This window comes from Chrysosporum bergii ANA360D, assembly GCF_029891735.1.
In the GTDB taxonomy this organism is placed as follows: Bacteria; Cyanobacteriota; Cyanobacteriia; order Cyanobacteriales; family Nostocaceae; genus Umezakia; species Umezakia bergii.
Genome location: NZ_JANQDH010000016.1, coordinates 1 through 16,329, shown reverse-complemented (window position 1 = coordinate 16,329; position 16,329 = coordinate 1). Strand labels below are relative to the sequence as shown.

The 16,329-nt window shown below is 40.3% G+C and carries 15 protein-coding genes and 1 pseudogene; 6 read left to right on the top strand and 10 right to left on the bottom strand.

Going from position 1 to position 16,329, the window contains the following annotated elements; translation table 11 throughout:
- Positions 1–262: 262 nt before the first annotated feature.
- Positions 263–925, top strand: a complete 663-nt coding sequence (locus NWP17_RS02440) for a class I SAM-dependent methyltransferase (RefSeq protein WP_280653324.1) — start codon at positions 263–265, stop codon at positions 923–925.
- Positions 926–975: 50 nt separating this feature from the next.
- Here NWP17_RS02440 and NWP17_RS02435 read toward each other — a convergent pair whose 3' ends face one another.
- Positions 976–2,379 (bottom strand): amidase, encoded by a 1,404-nt coding sequence (locus NWP17_RS02435; RefSeq protein ID WP_280653323.1) that lies wholly within the window; start codon positions 2,377–2,379, stop codon positions 976–978.
- Between the two features lie 224 nt (positions 2,380–2,603).
- Between NWP17_RS02435 and NWP17_RS02430 the strand changes: the two genes are divergently transcribed.
- The 4 genes from NWP17_RS02430 (at position 2,604) to NWP17_RS02415 (ending at position 7,943) form a co-directional block, all read left to right on the top strand.
- Complete coding sequence (locus tag NWP17_RS02430) at positions 2,604–4,106, top strand: hypothetical protein (protein WP_280653322.1); 1,503 nt, start codon at positions 2,604–2,606, stop codon at positions 4,104–4,106.
- A gap of 183 nt (positions 4,107–4,289) precedes the next feature.
- Positions 4,290–6,188 carry a glutamine--fructose-6-phosphate transaminase (isomerizing) gene (gene glmS / locus NWP17_RS02425; protein WP_280653321.1) on the top strand — a complete coding sequence of 633 codons (1,899 nt, stop codon included), beginning with the start codon at positions 4,290–4,292 and terminating at the stop codon, positions 6,186–6,188.
- Between the two features lie 327 nt (positions 6,189–6,515).
- Complete coding sequence (locus tag NWP17_RS02420) at positions 6,516–6,770, top strand: hypothetical protein (RefSeq protein WP_280653320.1); 255 nt, start codon at positions 6,516–6,518, stop codon at positions 6,768–6,770.
- Between the two features lie 63 nt (positions 6,771–6,833).
- Complete coding sequence (locus tag NWP17_RS02415; RefSeq protein WP_280653319.1) at positions 6,834–7,943, top strand: acyltransferase family protein; 1,110 nt, start codon at positions 6,834–6,836, stop codon at positions 7,941–7,943.
- Positions 7,944–7,992: 49 nt separating this feature from the next.
- On the opposite strand, the gene hypB is transcribed toward NWP17_RS02415, so the two are convergent.
- Together hypB and NWP17_RS02405 are read right to left on the bottom strand one after the other, a co-directional pair.
- Positions 7,993–8,775, bottom strand: a complete 783-nt coding sequence (gene hypB / locus NWP17_RS02410; protein ID WP_280653318.1) for a hydrogenase nickel incorporation protein HypB — start codon at positions 8,773–8,775, stop codon at positions 7,993–7,995.
- Between the two features lie 9 nt (positions 8,776–8,784).
- On the bottom strand, positions 8,785–9,114 hold the full coding sequence (locus NWP17_RS02405) for a hydrogenase maturation nickel metallochaperone HypA/HybF (protein WP_280653317.1): 330 nt from the start codon (positions 9,112–9,114) through the stop codon (positions 8,785–8,787).
- Positions 9,115–9,180: 66 nt separating this feature from the next.
- Here NWP17_RS02405 and NWP17_RS02400 point away from each other — a divergent pair, with 66 nt between their 5' ends.
- Positions 9,181–9,744, top strand: a complete 564-nt coding sequence (locus tag NWP17_RS02400; protein ID WP_342393994.1) for a hypothetical protein — start codon at positions 9,181–9,183, stop codon at positions 9,742–9,744.
- Between the two features lie 147 nt (positions 9,745–9,891).
- On the opposite strand, the gene hypE is transcribed toward NWP17_RS02400, so the two are convergent.
- From hypE to NWP17_RS02365, 7 genes and pseudogenes are all read right to left on the bottom strand, one after another.
- Positions 9,892–10,947 (bottom strand): hydrogenase expression/formation protein HypE, encoded by a 1,056-nt coding sequence (gene hypE / locus NWP17_RS02395; protein WP_280653316.1) that lies wholly within the window; start codon positions 10,945–10,947, stop codon positions 9,892–9,894.
- Between the two features lie 77 nt (positions 10,948–11,024).
- Entirely contained in the window at positions 11,025–12,164 is a 1,140-nt protein-coding gene (gene hypD / locus NWP17_RS02390) for a hydrogenase formation protein HypD (protein WP_280653315.1), read from the bottom strand.
- A 27-nt stretch (positions 12,165–12,191) separates the two neighbouring features.
- The gene (locus NWP17_RS02385) at positions 12,192–12,440 is read right to left on the bottom strand and encodes a HypC/HybG/HupF family hydrogenase formation chaperone (RefSeq protein ID WP_280653314.1); all 249 of its coding nucleotides are present in this window, start codon (positions 12,438–12,440) and stop codon (positions 12,192–12,194) included.
- Between the two features lie 13 nt (positions 12,441–12,453).
- A complete protein-coding gene (gene hypF / locus NWP17_RS02380) occupies positions 12,454–14,826 on the bottom strand; it encodes a carbamoyltransferase HypF (protein ID WP_280653355.1) in 2,373 nt (790 codons plus the stop codon).
- A gap of 93 nt (positions 14,827–14,919) precedes the next feature.
- Entirely contained in the window at positions 14,920–15,144 is a 225-nt protein-coding gene (locus NWP17_RS02375; protein ID WP_280653313.1) for a hypothetical protein, read from the bottom strand.
- A 1-nt stretch (position 15,145) separates the two neighbouring features.
- A complete protein-coding gene (locus NWP17_RS02370; protein WP_280653312.1) occupies positions 15,146–15,385 on the bottom strand; it encodes an asr0689 family protein in 240 nt (79 codons plus the stop codon).
- Positions 15,386–15,749: 364 nt separating this feature from the next.
- Positions 15,750–15,875, bottom strand: a pseudogene (locus NWP17_RS02365) (IS630 transposase-related protein); the annotation flags it as partial.
- Positions 15,876–16,329: the final 454 nt, after the last annotated feature.

Below are 16,329 nucleotides of genomic sequence, written 5' to 3'. Positions count from 1 at the left end.
AAACGTACTAATTGAAGGCAATTGTACGCGACTAACATTGTGATCCTCACACCTGACACACGCTCTTAATCTGACCACTGAAAACAAGTACACAACTCTCTTGGAATGTCAGGATTGCTCCTGTTCATCTGCTTTAAAATTAACTATGAAATTGACTAAATTTATCGTTCCTGAGATGGAAAGACAAATTGGCTGTTCTCCTTCTGAAGACGTAAAATTAATAAGTAATCACTAATAATTTGTGCGTTAGTTTTACTGAATTATGGCTAATCAAACACTGGGAATGGAACCTCAACTATATAACTACTTAATATCCGTATCTTTACGAGAACCGGAAATCGTCAGCCAACTGCGCCAAGAAACGGCGCAGCATCCTATGAGTAGAATGCAGATTGCACCGGAACAAGGACAATTTATGGCTTTGTTGGTGCAACTAATGGGAGCTAAAAAAACTTTAGAGTTAGGAGTATTTACTGGTTTAAGTGCTTTAGTTGTGTCTTTGGCTTTACCTCCAGATGGTCGAGTGGTGGCCTGTGATGTGAATGTAGAGTTTACGGACATCGCCCGTCGTTATTGGCAAGAAGCCGGGGTAGGAGATAAAATAGAATTACACATTGGTCCGGCTATGGAAACGTTAGATCAATTACTGTCCGCGGGTGAGGCGGAAACTTTTGATTTCGCTTTTATTGATGCTGACAAAGGCAATTATGATGGTTATTATGAGCGATCGCTGGAGTTGGTACGTCCGGGGGGATTAATTGTGATTGATAATGTGTTGTGGTCGGGTAGAGTTGCAGATCCTCAATTTCAAGACAACCGCACCCAAAAAATTCGGGCGCTGAACGAGAAACTACACCAAGACTCGCGGATAAATCTCAGTTTAGTTCCCATGGCTGACGGGTTAACCTTAGCTCATAAGAAATAATTTTGGAGATGGAACAAGATTTGAGAAATCCTGTTCCTGGTTCCCGATGTTTACGCTAGTATTGCTAGGGATGGGCGATGGTGAAGCCACGGGTTGGCTATTTCTAGTTGGGCTGCTAGACTGATTAAGGTGGTTTCTGCTCCTGGTTTGCCAATTAGCTGGACACTTATAGGTAAACCATGACTATCAAAACCTACGGGGACTGCTATGGCTGGTTGTCCGGTGGCGTTAGCTCCTGGACAAGGGGCTATCCAGTGAATAATTTTTGTGAATGTTTCTTCTGGAGTCAAATCAGCCCATTCTCCCACGGGGATGGGTGAGTGCAAATAAACTGGCAATACCAGTACATCTACAGTATCAAAAAACGCCACAATTTCCCTGGCTACCATTTGCATTTCTGCAAGTGCTTTGAGGTATTCACCGACGGAACCTGTGTTTGACAACAGAAAACGATTCATGGGCTGTAATATTTCAGGAGGTAGACTTGAAGCTGCTACCGCACTTTGCCAGACTTTGGGAAATGTCTCTACTAAGCCGGTGAAATCAGGACATTTCTCTTCTACTGTGTGACCAAATTGTGCTAATAACTTGACTGTTGTCATTACTCCCTGCTGACAATTGGCATCGGCTGGTCCCAAAGGAGGAATTTTTATACTATAAGCAATTCGTAAATTACTGACTTTTGCTGTGGTAGCAGCTAGAAATGAGGTTTCAGGATCGGGTAACCAGTAGGGGTCTCCTGTAACGTAGCCGGACATGACATCTAAAAGAGCGGCTGTATCAGCTACGGTGCGTCCAATGGGACCATTGCTAACAACTCCACCCACGCGATCGCCTACTGGTGCATGGGTCACCCTACCCCGTGAGGGTTTGATTCCGACTAAATGACAGCAAGCGGCGGGACCGCGCACGGAACCCCCCCCATCTGAACCTTGAGCGATGGGGCATAATGCTGCGGCTACTGCGGCTGCAGCGCCGCCACTGGAACCCCCAGCGGTGTAGTCTAAGTTCCAGGGGTTTCTGGCTGGGGGAAAACCTGTAGGTTCAGTGTAAGGAAAAGAACCTAATTCTGGTGTGGCAGTTTTACCGAGAATAATAAATCCTGCTTGTTTAATTCGAGTCACTACCCCATCATCATAGGTGGGGATATTTTGTAATAATGCCGGATTACCGTAAGTACACGGTACACCAGCTACGGGATTTAAGTCTTTAATGGAAATCGGCACACCGAAAAATGGCGGTAGTTCTGAGGTGGTTGTCAGTGTTTCCATTTTAGCTTTAGCATCTGCGATCGCTAGTTCTGCCGTCACTGTAAAGTAACTGCCTAATAGGGGGTTTAATTGCTGGATGCGGTCTAAATATAATTCCACTAATTCTAATGGTGACAGTTCCCGACGACGAATTAATGTGGCTAATTCTAGTGCGGGGGTAAAAGCTAAGTCAGTTTGATTCATAAATTGATGGATGGGCTATTTTCTCAGTTACAGAAATTTTGTTGAGGAAAATGATTATTTTACTTTAATTCCTGTGAATACTGTATTATATAGATTCTCAAATTTGTCAACCAATCACGAAACATAACTTAAACAGGCGGAGATTTATAGTTTAATCACGAACTCAGAGCCTAGTTATCTGAATTGTTTTTGATCAACTTTTCACAAATGCCCAAGGGATATTTATGAGTTATTTAGAAAAAATTGTCCATCAACTGCCAGAGCTTGTTTTTAATCTTAAGTTGAATCTGGGAAATTCCCAAGAAATTATGCAGCAGGTTGTCCTGATCAATAATATTCAGGAACAATTAAAGAATCTGCAACAAATCATTATTGAAGAAATGAGATTTGACAGGATGACGAACTCTTCTAATTCTTCAACTTATACTATGCTTCGTCTTGGTGCAACAGCGAGTTTGTTGATGAATAAAATTTATACAGTAGATACAGGTTCTAGTAGTCAAGTAAAATTTATTACAGCTAAATTTGGCAATCCAGATATAGACATATCAATTAAGGATTTACAAGCAAAAATTGATGGTTGGATTGAATGGGGTGATTTTCTTCATGTTATATCCGCAGACATTTTAAGTGATTTAGAATTAGTCAGTCAACTAAATTATCATAGTGACCATGCTCAACTACCTGCTCAAGTGCAAAAAGTTAGTGATAAATTAAACATTAACTTAGCATTTAGCGACCAAAATATTTTACAAGAGCAACTCCAGTTACTGAGGAAGGCTGAGGCAGAAGCTATACAGGTACTGGAAAAATTAAATTATATTTTTCATACTATTAAAACTAGTCATAATTTCTTAACAATTCTCTTGGGTGTGTTATGTTTTTGTGGTCAATCTGGCTTGAGTTTAGAATGGTTGGATGATGAGCAAGAATTAATTATTTCTAGTGATGGTAAATTTCAAGAATTAACAGATATTATCAATGAATCTGAAAAATTAGGGGAAACCGTGAATCAATTAATTGTTGAAATTAACAGTTTAATTCAACAAGCAGAACAATCTCTAGAACAATCTCTAGAACAATCTCCAGAAGCGACTACACCCACAGGAGTCATTAATGAAAAAACAAAAGTTAGAACTAAGCAAAGAGCAGAAAAAATATTCCGTCCTGTTGTGATTGGGTCGAGTTTAGTAGTCTTATTGTTTAGCGGCTGGATAGCACAGATTATATTCACTGATAGGCAAGAAAAAACCGCATTTACTAACTTTCAATCTGCCCTTAAACTTGGTCTAGCAGCTTCTGACCTAGCCAAAGATCCCCCCCATCCTCTCACAGTGTGGCAACAAGCGGAAAGCAAATGGGAACAAGCAACAGAATTACTGGCTAGTATCCCTGAAGGAACATCTGTTTATGGTGAAGCAAAAGATAGATTAGTTCGCTATGGTCTTAATCGTATGGATATTAACAAAAGAGCCAACACTGAAAGGAAAGCACAAGAAAGTTTGAAATTAGCTGAAAAGTTGGCATCAGAGGCTAATTTTTTTGTGAAAAACTCACCCCAGTCACTCTCAAATTTAAAACAAGCACAAGATAAATGGCAACAAGCAATTAATTTGTTAAAAAGTATTCCTCCAAGTACATCTATTCATCAATCAGCCCAGGAAATACTGCCTAGTTATCAAGTTAACTACGCGGTTATTAATTCTATTATTAAGGATGATCAGTGATATTATAGCGGTTTTCGGTGTTTAGTGAGGTATATTATTAACAAGCAGGATGCTTGTGTTACAAGTATATCTCACGTGTTTAAGAGATGCCATATCATCTGAGACTTTACCTGTTGAAAAATAGTTGTTACAGTTGAAAAATTCAATTAGATTATATTTATTTAAATCAGAGTGGTGTGAGTAATGTGTGGAATTGTTGGCTATATAGGTACTCAAGCGGCAACAGATATCTTATTGGCTGGACTGGAAAAGCTAGAATATCGTGGCTATGACTCGGCAGGTATAGCTACAGTGTGGGAAGATGAGGTCAAGTGTATTCGCGCTAAGGGCAAACTACACAACCTGCGTTCTAAACTTGAACAAATATTAACACCAGCCCAAATTGGTATCGGTCACACTCGCTGGGCTACTCATGGTAAACCAGAAGAACACAACGCCCATCCCCACATGGATATGTCTAGGCGTTTGGCTGTGGTGCAGAATGGTATTGTGGAAAATTACCGGGAGTTACGGGAAGCACTAAAAGAAAAGGGTTATCAGTTTGTTTCCGAAACCGACACGGAAGTAATTCCCCATCTCATTGCTGAATTTTTAAAGCATCCTCCAGGTCCCTACGTCCCGTCCTCTCCATCTGCTTTTTTATCAGCAGTTAGTCAAGCTGTTAACCGGCTTGAGGGAGCATTTGCTCTGGCGGTTATTTCTGCTGACTACCCAGATGAGTTGATTGTGGTCCGTCAACAAGCGCCCCTGGTGATTGGCTTTGGTCAGGGTGAGTTTTTTTGTGCTTCTGATACTCCCGCTATTGTAACTCATACTCGTGCGGTTTTACCACTAGAAAATGGTGAAATTGCCCGGATGACTCCTTTGGGGGTAGAGGTTTACAACTTTGCGGGTGAAAGGTTGAAGAAACAACCACGGTTGCTTAATTTACATCCCACTATGGTAGAAAAGCAGGGATTTAAACACTTTATGCTGAAAGAAATTTATGAGCAACCGGGGGTGGTTAGAGCTAGTTTGGCGGCTTATTTTCATCCTGACGGTGATGTGAATTCATCGCCATCACCCATTAATTTGGGGTTATCTACAGAATTTTACGCAGATTTAGAACAAATTAATATTGTAGCTTGTGGTACGAGTTGGCACGCTGGATTAGTGGGCAAATATTTAATTGAGCAATTGGCAGGAATTGCCACCCAGGTACATTATGCTTCTGAATATCGCTATGCACCCTCACCTTTAACGGCTAATACATTAATTATTGGGGTTACTCAGTCAGGGGAAACTGCGGATACTTTAGCAGCTTTGGGGATGGAGAAGGAACGTCGCCAAGGCCAAGAACCCAAATATCGATCGCGACTTTTGGGTATTACTAATCGTCCGGAAAGCAGCTTGGGGTTAATGGTTCCCGATGTTATTAGTACTTTAGCAGGAATTGAAATTGGAGTGGCGGCCACTAAAACTTTTATTGCTCAACTTATGGCATTTTACGCTTTGGCGTTGGATTTAGCCGCTCGTCGTCAGACTCTTGCATTGGAGAAAATCGCGGACATTATTAACAAGTTGCGGCGGATTCCTGAAGAAATAGAACAAACTTTACAACATCAGCAAGGTTTAACGGAACAGTTAGCACATGACTTTACGGAAACGAGAGATGTAATATTTTTAGGTAGGGGGATAAATTTTCCTATTGCTTTAGAGGGGGCTTTAAAATTAAAGGAAATCAGCTATATTCATGCGGAAGGTTATCCAGCCGGGGAAATGAAACATGGCCCCATTGCTTTGTTAGAAGCCAAAGTTCCTGTGGTGGCGATCGCTGTTCCTGGTGGTGTGTATGAAAAGGTAATTTCTAATGCCCAAGAGGCTAAAGCGAGAGATTCTCGCTTAATTGGGGTAAGTTCTGTGAATAATGAGGAAACGACGGAAATATTTACCGATTTGCTTCCTGTTGCTTTGGTGGATGAGTTGTTATCTCCGATTTTAACGGTGATCCCCTTGCAATTGTTAGCTTATCACATTGCGGCTCGTCGGGGGTTGGATGTTGACCAGCCGCGGAATTTAGCTAAATCTGTGACGGTGGAATAATTTGGTGGAATAGTTTTATAAATAAATGTCCCCAGGAATGGGGACTATGATCAAGTTTGCTGCAATAACTCTACATCAGAGAAGTACAACTAAGAAATTTTGAGAAATTTTAATAAATGTAAAGATTATCATCAATGCTTGGATAGTTACAGGAAAATTGCTATGATGAAATCTTGCCTTACTGAAGTTTTTTCACAAAGTTAATAATAACTTTTTGTTTTACGGATCTCTCTAATGATTCTTGAAGGAGTACATTAAATTCCTTCAAAATCAGTATCAGGATTTTCGTTTTTTTTAATGTCCACTTTTCCACACCCTGAAGTTAACATGAAACTAATCAAAAAATCAGAAAAGCTACTGCTTGATAAAATCAAGCTTATGGAAGAAGCAGAGGAACAAAACCTTTTAGCAGAGAGTGTGACTGTTCCTGAAGCTATAGTTGAAGAGGAACCCGAATATATGGACTATGAAGAATTTAACTATGTTCCTTTATCTACTCATCCCTTGATCCAGTCTGTGGGTAACTCAGGTTGGCAAGTTTCCGAAATCTGGAAAGATGTGAGGATAGACAGTTTCAGCTGATGATCGGTAAAAGAACGTAGCTTGAATCCCATTCGGTCAACAGAAAAAATCTAAAATTCTCCCATGCGGCTATCTTCACTGGATGTTTTTCGTGGTATCACCATTGCTGCTATGATGACTGTCAATATGGCAGGGGTAGCAGGGTATGTATATCCTTATCTAGCCCATGCAGATTGGCACGGCTGCACACCAACAGATTTAGTATTCCCTTTCTTCTTGTTTATCGTTGGTGTAGCCATGTGCTTTTCTTTATCAAAATACCCGGAAAAAGCTTACTGGCGGATCTTGCGCCGCGCAGGGATACTCTTTTGTTTAGGCTTAATACTCAACGGCTTTTGGAATCAAGGTGTGGGGAGTTTTGATTTAAGTAATATCCGCTTTATGGGAGTATTACAGCGTATCAGTCTAGCTTATCTGTTTGCTTGTTTAGCAGTTCTTAATCTACCTCGTCAAGGACAGTGGATATTAGCAGCAGTGTTACTCATAGGCTACTGGCTAACCATGATGTATGTACCAGTTCCCGACTATGGGGCGGGTGTATTAACCAGGACGGGTAATTTGGGCGCGTATATTGACCGCTTAATTATTTCCCCAGCCCATTTGTACGCTGGTGATGGCTATGAAAATTTAGCAGACCCAGAAGGAATATTTAGCACCATTCCGGCTATTGTTAGTGTTCTGGCTGGCTATTTTACTGGGGAATGGATACGTAATCAAGCGGTAGGAACGCGCACCAGTTTAGGTTTGGTGTTATGGGGAGTGGGCTGCTTGATTATTGGTTGGGGGTGGGGGTTGACCTTCCCTATTAATAAAAAACTGTGGACAAGTTCTTATGTTATTTTTACCACAGGTTGGGCTTTACTACTGCTGGCAGGTTGTTATTACTTGATTGAGGTGCGACACCTGAAGCGGTGGAGTAAAGCTTTTGAAATTATGGGGCTAAATGCGATCGCTCTGTTCATTGCCTCAGTTTTATTAATTAAAATCCTAGTTAGAACCAAAATCGGCACGGGGGAGAGCGCCATTACCACTTATAACTGGATTTATCAAAACATTTTTGCATCTTGGGCAGGAAATGTCAACGGTTCATTACTATTTGCCCTAGTCACCCTTTTATTTTGGTGGGTAGTGGCTTTCCTCCTTTATCGCCAACGCTGGTTTATTAAAATTTAACAAATATCTGCTTCTGATCTGAGAGGATGTTGTTTTTACAATTATCTCCCTATTTCCTATTCAAAGATAACCACTCATACCAACTTTTTAAACCAATACCAGTAGTAGCGGAAACCTGAAAAATCTTGATTTGGGGATTAACCTGTCTGGCATAATCTATACATTTTTGTACATCAAACTGCACATAAGGTAACAAATCAACTTTAGTGAGAATCATAATTTCACAAGCGCGGAACATATGGGGATATTTGATAGGCTTATCTTCTCCCTCCGTTACTGAGAGAATTACTACCTTCGCTTGTTCTCCCAAGTCAAACAAAGCGGGACAAACTAAATTACCCACATTTTCAATCATGACCACAGAATTAAGGGGCGGGTTTAACTGTTGTAAAGCCCTATCAATCATAGCCGCCTCTAAATGACAACCAGTACCTATATTAACTTGCACAACCTGACAGCCAGTTGCTTGGATTTTTTGAGCATCATTAGTTGTTTCTTGGTCACCTTCAATAACACTAATAGGTAGTTGATGCTGTAAATCATGAATGGTGCGGGTTAATAAAGTTGTTTTTCCTGCACCGGGGGAACTCATTAAATTGAACGCTAAAATATTTCGTCCTTTCAACCAGCCGCGGTTGTGGGCTGCTATGAGATTATTTTTAGCTAAAATGTCGCGTTCTAAAGCTATGGTGGTGTTATGGTGGGTGTGATGATCATGAGAATGAGTGATGATAGTACCATCAGGTAGAGTGTGATGATGTTCTACTTGGCCTGTTGCTAAATTGGTAATTGTGCTATCAAAATCATTAGAACAACCGCAAGTTACACACATAATTACTCTTTACTCTAGTTCTATTTGTTTAATTTTCAGTTCTTGACCGGCTATTAGGTCTAGTTGCACACTACCACAGCCACATACACCAAATGGTTTATCTATAGCTATTTCTGCACCACATTGACGACATCTTGCTAAACCAGTAATTTCTCTAATTTCTAATTTTGCTCCTACTAAAACTGTATTTTGAGTACAGATATCAAAACAAAACTCTATGGCTTGTGGTAGGACTCCTGAGAGTTTGCCAATTTCTAACACTACCAGTTGAACTTTTGCCCCTTGGGCTTGTTCGGTGACAATGGCTACAATATTTTGCGTAATTCCTAGTTCGTGCATATAACAAGCCCCTAAATGCTATAAAATTGGCACGTTAAAGATATAAAAGATATAACTGTCATCACCATGAGTACATTCCTCTGGGATTGGAAAATAGCAGGAGGAACTATATTCTTGCTTTCCTGTTTTGCTGTTCCTGCTTTGAGCGCCGCAATTTCCGAAGGATTTGAATCCGGTCAAAAAATAAGTTATGCTGCGGCTGATATTATCTTAACTACAGGCACTTGGAATTTAAATGATGCTTTAATTGGTAGTTTACCAGCTGATGTTAAAAATGGCGGTAAATCAGTCCGCATTCGCAATAGTGGCAAACTAACCATGAAATTTGACCGTACCACCGGTGCTGGTAAAATTACTATTAAACACGCCAAGTATAGTAAAGATGATAATAGCAGTTGGGGACTGTGGTGTTCTACTAATGGGGGTACTTCATGGAAAGGTATAGGACCCATGATTATCACTAGCTCAACAACACTGCAAACCGCAACTTTCACCCCTAACATCCCTGGTTTAGTTCGCTGTGAAATCCGCAAAACTGATGGAACAGACAGCAGAATCAATATTGATGATTTTGTGATTACCGATTATGCTGCTTCCACTTCTGCTTTACCTGCTGCTTCACAGCCTTGAGGGAAGAAGTTGTTACTAATGCCATTTATACAACGGGTGTGGTGATGAAGGTGGGTGGCGGTATCCGCATAATAGCCCCAATTGCAAGCAGTAATTAAGATGTTACCCATTTGGCATTTATTTTGTAGTCAACCTAGGGGAAGCAGCTTAACAAATTCTGGGTAGTTGTTCCCCCACTAGCATATCTAAAATTCTTTCAGTACCAAAGGCTGTTTTTAATAACACAAGCCCCGGGGGTGAAGCAATAACTTCACCAATTACACAGGCATTTTTCCCCCCTGGGTGAGACTTCATGGCTGATAACACATTTTCTGCATGGTCACTTGCCACCACTACTACTAATTTACCTTCATTGGCTAAATAAAGGGGGTCTAAACCTAGTATTTCACAAATTCCCTGTACTTCTTGCCGCACTGGTATAAATTCTTCATGGAGACGAATACCCACATGAGAGGTTAAGGCAAATTCATTTAAAACTGTAGCTAAACCCCCCCGTGTAGCATCCCGCATGGCGTGAACTTGAGGACAAACATTGAGGATATGTTCTACTAAATAATGTAATGGTTGACAGTCGCTTTCTATGTTGGTTTCTAATGCTAATTCCCCACGGGCGATTAAAATAGCTGCGCCATGATTTCCCAATTCACCATTAATAATTACTGCATCTCCCACTTGGATATTATGAGCAGAAATGTTAATTCCTGGAGAAATTACCCCAATACCTGTAGTGTTAATAAATAGTTTATCCGCAGCACCACGATGAACAACTTTAGTATCACCTGTAATAATTTGCACCCCTGCTTTTTGGGCGGCTAATTTCATACTAGTAACGACGCGCCGCAATGTATCTACAGGTAAACCTTCTTCTAAAATCACCCCACAACTGAGATATAATGGTTTAGCACCACCCACAGCTAAATCATTAATAGTGCCATTAATTGCTAATTCACCAATATCACTACCTGGAAAGAATAAAGGATCTACTACATAGGAATCTGTAGTAAACGCTAGTCTATCTCCCTGTTGAGTGAGATTAGCTAGGTTTAAAGTGGCTTGGTCTTCTAATAAAGAAAGAATGGGATTATCAAAACTATTGACAAATATATGTTTAATTAAATCCCCCATAGCTTTACCGCCGCTACCGTGGGCGAGGGTAATGTGAGTGTCTTTGAGTTGGTTTGGCTGGTGGGAAGGAAAGCTCATAGTTAAATGGGTTGTATAGTATTTATTAAAAAAATGATCCTCTTGTAACACAAGCATCCTGCTTGCTAAAGACGTGCTTATCCGTGACCATGATCAAGTTTTTGCCTATGGTTAGTTTGGGCAAATCTTCCATATTTGTAATAAGCTGCACAAGCACCTTCCGAAGAAACCATGCAGGTTCCCAGAGGCGTTTCCGGTGTGCAAGCCCTAGCAAATACTTTACATTGCCAAGGTTTTAAGACTCCTTTGAGAATTTCTCCACACTGACAAGCTTTATGGTCGGCTACTTGTAAGTTAGGAAGAGTAAATTTTATTTCAGCATCAAATTGGGCATATTCAGGACGAATTTTTAAACCAGAATTGGGTATATCCCCCAAGCCTCGCCAATTAAAGTTTTTTCGCACCGCAAAAACTTGGTTTATAGCTTGTAATGCTATAGTATTTCCCTCTGGGTGTACTAATCTATGATATTGATTTTCAACTTGGCAACGATTTTGTGTTAATTGCAGTAACAACATCCAAATTGATTGTAGTATATCTAAAGGTTCAAAACCAGAAATAACCACAGGTTTATGATATGTTTGGGCAATAAAATCATATGGGTCTGTACCTATTACCATGCTGACATGACCAGGACCGATAAAACCATCTACTTGTAAGTCCGGACTTTCTAGCAGTTGTTGGATCGCAGGAATTACCAAAACGTGATTAGAAAACATACTAAAGTTAGTGATATTTTCTGCTGCTGCTTGTAGGATAGTAAAAGCCGTACTGGGGGCGGTGGTTTCAAAACCTAGAGCAAAAAAAACAATTTCTTTATCTGGGTTTTCTCTAGCTATTTGCAAGCTATCTAATGGAGAATAAACCATGCGAATATCTGCGCCGGTGGCTTTAGCTTGGAGTAGGTTAGTGCGAGAACCGGGAACTCGCATAGTGTCCCCAAACGTAGCTAGAATGACCTGATGATTTTGGGATATGGCGATCGCATCGTCTAATCTTCCTTTAGGCATAACGCAAACCGGACAACCTGGGCCATGTATAAATTCCAGACTCCGGGGAAGAATATCTTGGATGCCATATTTAAATATAGCATGGGTATGTCCCCCGCATACTTCCATAATTTTTAGGGGTTTTTTTAGCTCGTGACAAAGTTTAGTTATGTGCTGGCTGAGGGCTGCGGCTTTTTCTGGTTCTCGAAATTCGTCTACATATTTCATAGGGGATATCAGAGATTATTTAGATTCTCAAATAGAGAGGCTTGCTAATTGTTCTAGTAGTTGTAATGTTTCGGCTACTTCTTCTTCATTAATACGACTCATAGCAAAGCCAACGTGAACTAATACCCAATCACCTATACACTTTTCTGGGGGATGTTGTTCATTAACTATACAAGCAATATTTACTTGGCGTTTGACTCCGGCAATATTAACTATGGCTAGTTTATGGTTTGTGTCGCTGATGGCTATAATTTGACCGGGGATTCCTAAACACATTTTTTTTCAAATCTCAAGAATTAGTTATTAGTTGTGCCGCCGTAATTGCTGCTTGTCCTAGAGAAATATTACCATCATTAGCCGGAACCAGGTGATGGGTCAGTACATTTATGCCTAAGTTTTCTAAGCCGACTTTCACTTGTGTTAGTAAAATAGAGTTCTGAAATACTCCTCCTGTTAATACCACATGATTAATCAGATTTTCATCACATAGATGTTTAGCCAAATTAATGATAGTTTGCGCCAAACCCTCATGAAACCTTCTAGCCATTTCCGGGAGTGGGGTTAGGTTTTGTAAGTCCTCAAACAAAGCTCTCCACATTGGTTTTGAGTTTATATAATAAATCCTATCTAAAAAATTTATATCTAAGGGATAAGTCAGACCTTCTTTATGATTATTTAAGCTAGTAGGATCTACTAAAGCTTCCATCGCCATCGCGGCTTGTCCTTCATAACTAGAACTTTCTAAACAAACCCCCATAGCCGCAGCCACTGCATCAAATAATCTCCCCACTGATGAGGCTGGGGGGCTGTTAATTTCTTGTTTTACCAATTGATTGAGTAGACTTAAAGGCTGTTGCTGTAAGAATTTAATAATTTTTAAATCACTATATTTTTGTTGAAAATCATGCCAAAGATTAGCACTAAGTAAATGGGCGTAGGTATTACGCCAAGGCTGAACCATCGCCTTCTCACCACCAATCATAGCCACCGGCTTAAAACTTGCCAAACGCCGAAATTGACGATAATCTGTTAATAAAAATTCTCCTCCCCAAAGTTGACCATCTTGTCCATAACCCAACCCATCTAAAGCAATACCTATGACTGGAGAAGCATTTAAAGAAACACCATTTTCCACCATACAAGCGGCAATATGGGCATGATGATGTTGCACATAATGCAGTCGAACCCGATCAACAGATGCCAACTGCTCACCGAATTTTGTAGACAGATACTCAGGGTGTTTATCTACAGCAATAGCAGCTGGTTGATGTTCAAATAAACTTAAATAGAGATTAAGTGTATGTTTATAACCATGAAAAGCCGCAGCATTTTCTAAATTGCCCAAATGTTGAGAGATAATTGCTTGATTATCCCGCAACAAACAAAAGGTACTTTTTAACTCACCACCCATAGCTAAAATTGGGGTTACCCTCTCAAATCCTGGCGGTAACTTCATGGGTGCTGGTGCGTATCCTCTAGCCCGGCGCATGACTTGTATTTCATGATCAATAACTCGGACTACCGAATCATCTACGCGGTTAACAATTTCACGATCATGTAAAAGAAAATAATCAGCTATCTTACCTAATTTTTCCCTAGCTTCTTGATTATCAATACATTGGGGTTCATCAGCCATATTCCCACTACTTAAGACAATCGGGCGATTCATCCGGCGCAAAATTAAATGATGTAAGGCTGTATAAGGTAACATAAAACCAAGAGTATTTTGCCCTGGTGCAACTGCAGACGCAATAGTAAACTTAGGAGTTATTTCCCCCTTCTTCCAGGTTTTTTTCCGTAATAATACAATAGGCGCAGCTGCACTGGTTAATAACTGTTTTTCCCTGGAGTTAACCAAGCAGTATTCTGTAATTATGGACATATCCCGCGCCATCAAAGCCAATGGTTTATGATAGCGCTGTTTACGTTGACGTAGTTTTTGTACAGCAGCCTCTTGAGTAGCATCACAAGCTAGATGAACACCCCCCAGCCCCTTAATAGCCACAATCTCGCCTTTTTGCAGTAAAGTACAAACAGCATCCACATCATCCAGCATAGAAAACATAGCAGCTGTCACAGGTTGACCATCAGCCCGTTCTAACCAAGCTCTAGGACCGCAAGCATGACAAGCCACTGGTTGAGCATGAAAACGGCGACTTTCCACATGATCATACTCTTGTTGACATTGGGGACACATAGAAAACGCAGACATACTAGTATTACATCTGTCATAAGGAAGGCCGAGAATAATACTAAGACGGGGGCCGCAATGAGTACAATTAGTAAAAGGGTAACGAAAAAACCGACTAAAAGGGTCAAAGATTTCTTGTTGACATTGACGACAAATAGCAGCATCAGGAGCAATTGCGGTTGTAACCGAATTACTCACACTGTCAGCAATGACAAAATCATTAAACTTCAATTCACTAGGATAACTGGTTCTAGTTAATTGCTCAATTGTAGCCAAAGGAGGGCATTCCTCATATAGTTTATTGACAAACCCTGTTATCGTCTCCTCATTTCCCGAAACCCGAATTAACACACCTTCCCCGTCATTACAAACATCACCATACAACCCCCAAGCCTTAGCCAAACGATATACAGTAGGACGAAAACCCACACCTTGAACAGTACCACGAACTCTAATTTCTTCAGTTACCACATTTTCCATTCTGATTTGATAGCGAATTTTACTCAATAAGCAGTGAGGGGGATGCTCGCACCACCTGACTTTTATCACTTACAAAAGCCATATCTACTTCATTTTGAAATCTTTTAATAGAAATGGCATTAGTGCGCCTGTGGCTAAACTAGATACTGTGATGGGTAGCCAGAGGGGTAATTGGGTTTGGGCTAAAGCCAGGAGTATGAGAGAACCCATACCCGTACCAATTAAAACTTGTCCGAAAAAATATCTGGGGTCGCGTAGTAGTTTTCCTTTAAAGAATAATTTGGCAGCTAGCCAGCCAATTTCTAACATCCTAAAAACTCCTGAACATACTAAGTAAAGCAAAACTTAAAACCATAGCAGGAATTACACCAGCAGGTCCCAATAACGCTCCTAAAATTGCTGAAAATTCATAACCTAAGTCCCTTCCAGCTAACAGCATTCCCCCTATAGCGCCACCAATCATAGATAAAACTGTGGCGATGAATATCCAGATTAATTCGGTGATTAGGTTGAGTTCACCACCTGCTAAACTTGTGAGTAAAACTTCCATAGTAATTGTAGGTAGGAATTGAAGAGAATAAATAATCAAAGCCAAAAACAACACAAACTAAATCAAAATGAAATCTGGGGTTTAAACAACACCACCCAGGATTTTAAACCCCCATTCTATATTCAAGCCATCGCCTCCCTGTTGATAAATCTTTCCCAAACCGATAACTGCTTATAAGTAACACCGGCTTCTAGCCGGTATTCACACCAAAGCACCATTTGAGAAACATTTAGAAATATTTATAAATATATTGAAAATCAAAATGTTTTTATCATTTTTCCCATCATACAACAACCTCCTAATCAAAATCTAGCGAGAAAATACCAATATTAAAGTTGCCCTTATAGCAACCGCCTAATCCTTTCAACCATAGAGTGATAGTGTTGCGACTAATATTAAACATTTGACCAGCTTGAGTCTTCCTCAAGCCATCGAGTTCAATCGCTTGGATTACTTTTTGACGAAAGTCGTAACTGTAAGGCTTAGGCATATACCTGTAGCAAGCGATCACCTCAGATCAAAAAAGACTACTTATAGTTTGCCGTTGCTATACTAATACAGTCCAGGTAACACAAGCATCCTGCTTGTCCCCTCTAGCATTTATCGGTTTGAGAAAGATTTATCAACATTGCACATAAACTAGTCGGTTTTAACCGACTTTAGCTATTAGACAGGGAATTTATTCCCTGGCTACACGATATAATAGAACAGCGCAGAATGAGTGAATTGCACTAGCTGTTAATGCTGCGCGGCTAAATACCGGCTAGAAGCCGGTGTTACATGGTAACACAAGCATCCTGCTTGTCCCCTCTAGCAGTTATCGGTTTGAGAAAGATTTATCAACATTGCACATAAACTAGTCGGTTTTAACCGACTTTAGCTATTAGACAGGGAATTTATTCCCTGGCTGCACGATATAATAGAACAGCGCAGAATGAGTGAAT

Bases quoted from the DNA above. Each gene is read 5' to 3' on its own strand.
- NWP17_RS02440 (WP_280653324.1), top strand. From the start codon at position 263: ATGGCTAATCAAACACTGGGAATGGAACCTCAACTATATAACTACTTA.
- NWP17_RS02435 (WP_280653323.1), bottom strand. From the start codon at position 2,379: ATGAATCAAACTGACTTAGCTTTTACCCCCGCACTAGAATTAGCCACA.
- NWP17_RS02430 (WP_280653322.1), top strand. From the start codon at position 2,604: ATGAGTTATTTAGAAAAAATTGTCCATCAACTGCCAGAGCTTGTTTTT.
- glmS (WP_280653321.1), top strand. From the start codon at position 4,290: ATGTGTGGAATTGTTGGCTATATAGGTACTCAAGCGGCAACAGATATC.
- NWP17_RS02420 (WP_280653320.1), top strand. From the start codon at position 6,516: ATGAAACTAATCAAAAAATCAGAAAAGCTACTGCTTGATAAAATCAAG.
- NWP17_RS02415 (WP_280653319.1), top strand. From the start codon at position 6,834: ATGCGGCTATCTTCACTGGATGTTTTTCGTGGTATCACCATTGCTGCT.
- hypB (WP_280653318.1), bottom strand. From the start codon at position 8,775: ATGTGTGTAACTTGCGGTTGTTCTAATGATTTTGATAGCACAATTACC.
- NWP17_RS02405 (WP_280653317.1), bottom strand. From the start codon at position 9,114: ATGCACGAACTAGGAATTACGCAAAATATTGTAGCCATTGTCACCGAA.
- NWP17_RS02400 (WP_342393994.1), top strand. From the start codon at position 9,181: ATGAGTACATTCCTCTGGGATTGGAAAATAGCAGGAGGAACTATATTC.
- hypE (WP_280653316.1), bottom strand. From the start codon at position 10,947: ATGAGCTTTCCTTCCCACCAGCCAAACCAACTCAAAGACACTCACATT.
- hypD (WP_280653315.1), bottom strand. From the start codon at position 12,164: ATGAAATATGTAGACGAATTTCGAGAACCAGAAAAAGCCGCAGCCCTC.
- NWP17_RS02385 (WP_280653314.1), bottom strand. From the start codon at position 12,440: ATGTGTTTAGGAATCCCCGGTCAAATTATAGCCATCAGCGACACAAAC.
- NWP17_RS02375 (WP_280653313.1), bottom strand. From the start codon at position 15,144: ATGTTAGAAATTGGCTGGCTAGCTGCCAAATTATTCTTTAAAGGAAAA.
- NWP17_RS02370 (WP_280653312.1), bottom strand. From the start codon at position 15,385: ATGGAAGTTTTACTCACAAGTTTAGCAGGTGGTGAACTCAACCTAATC.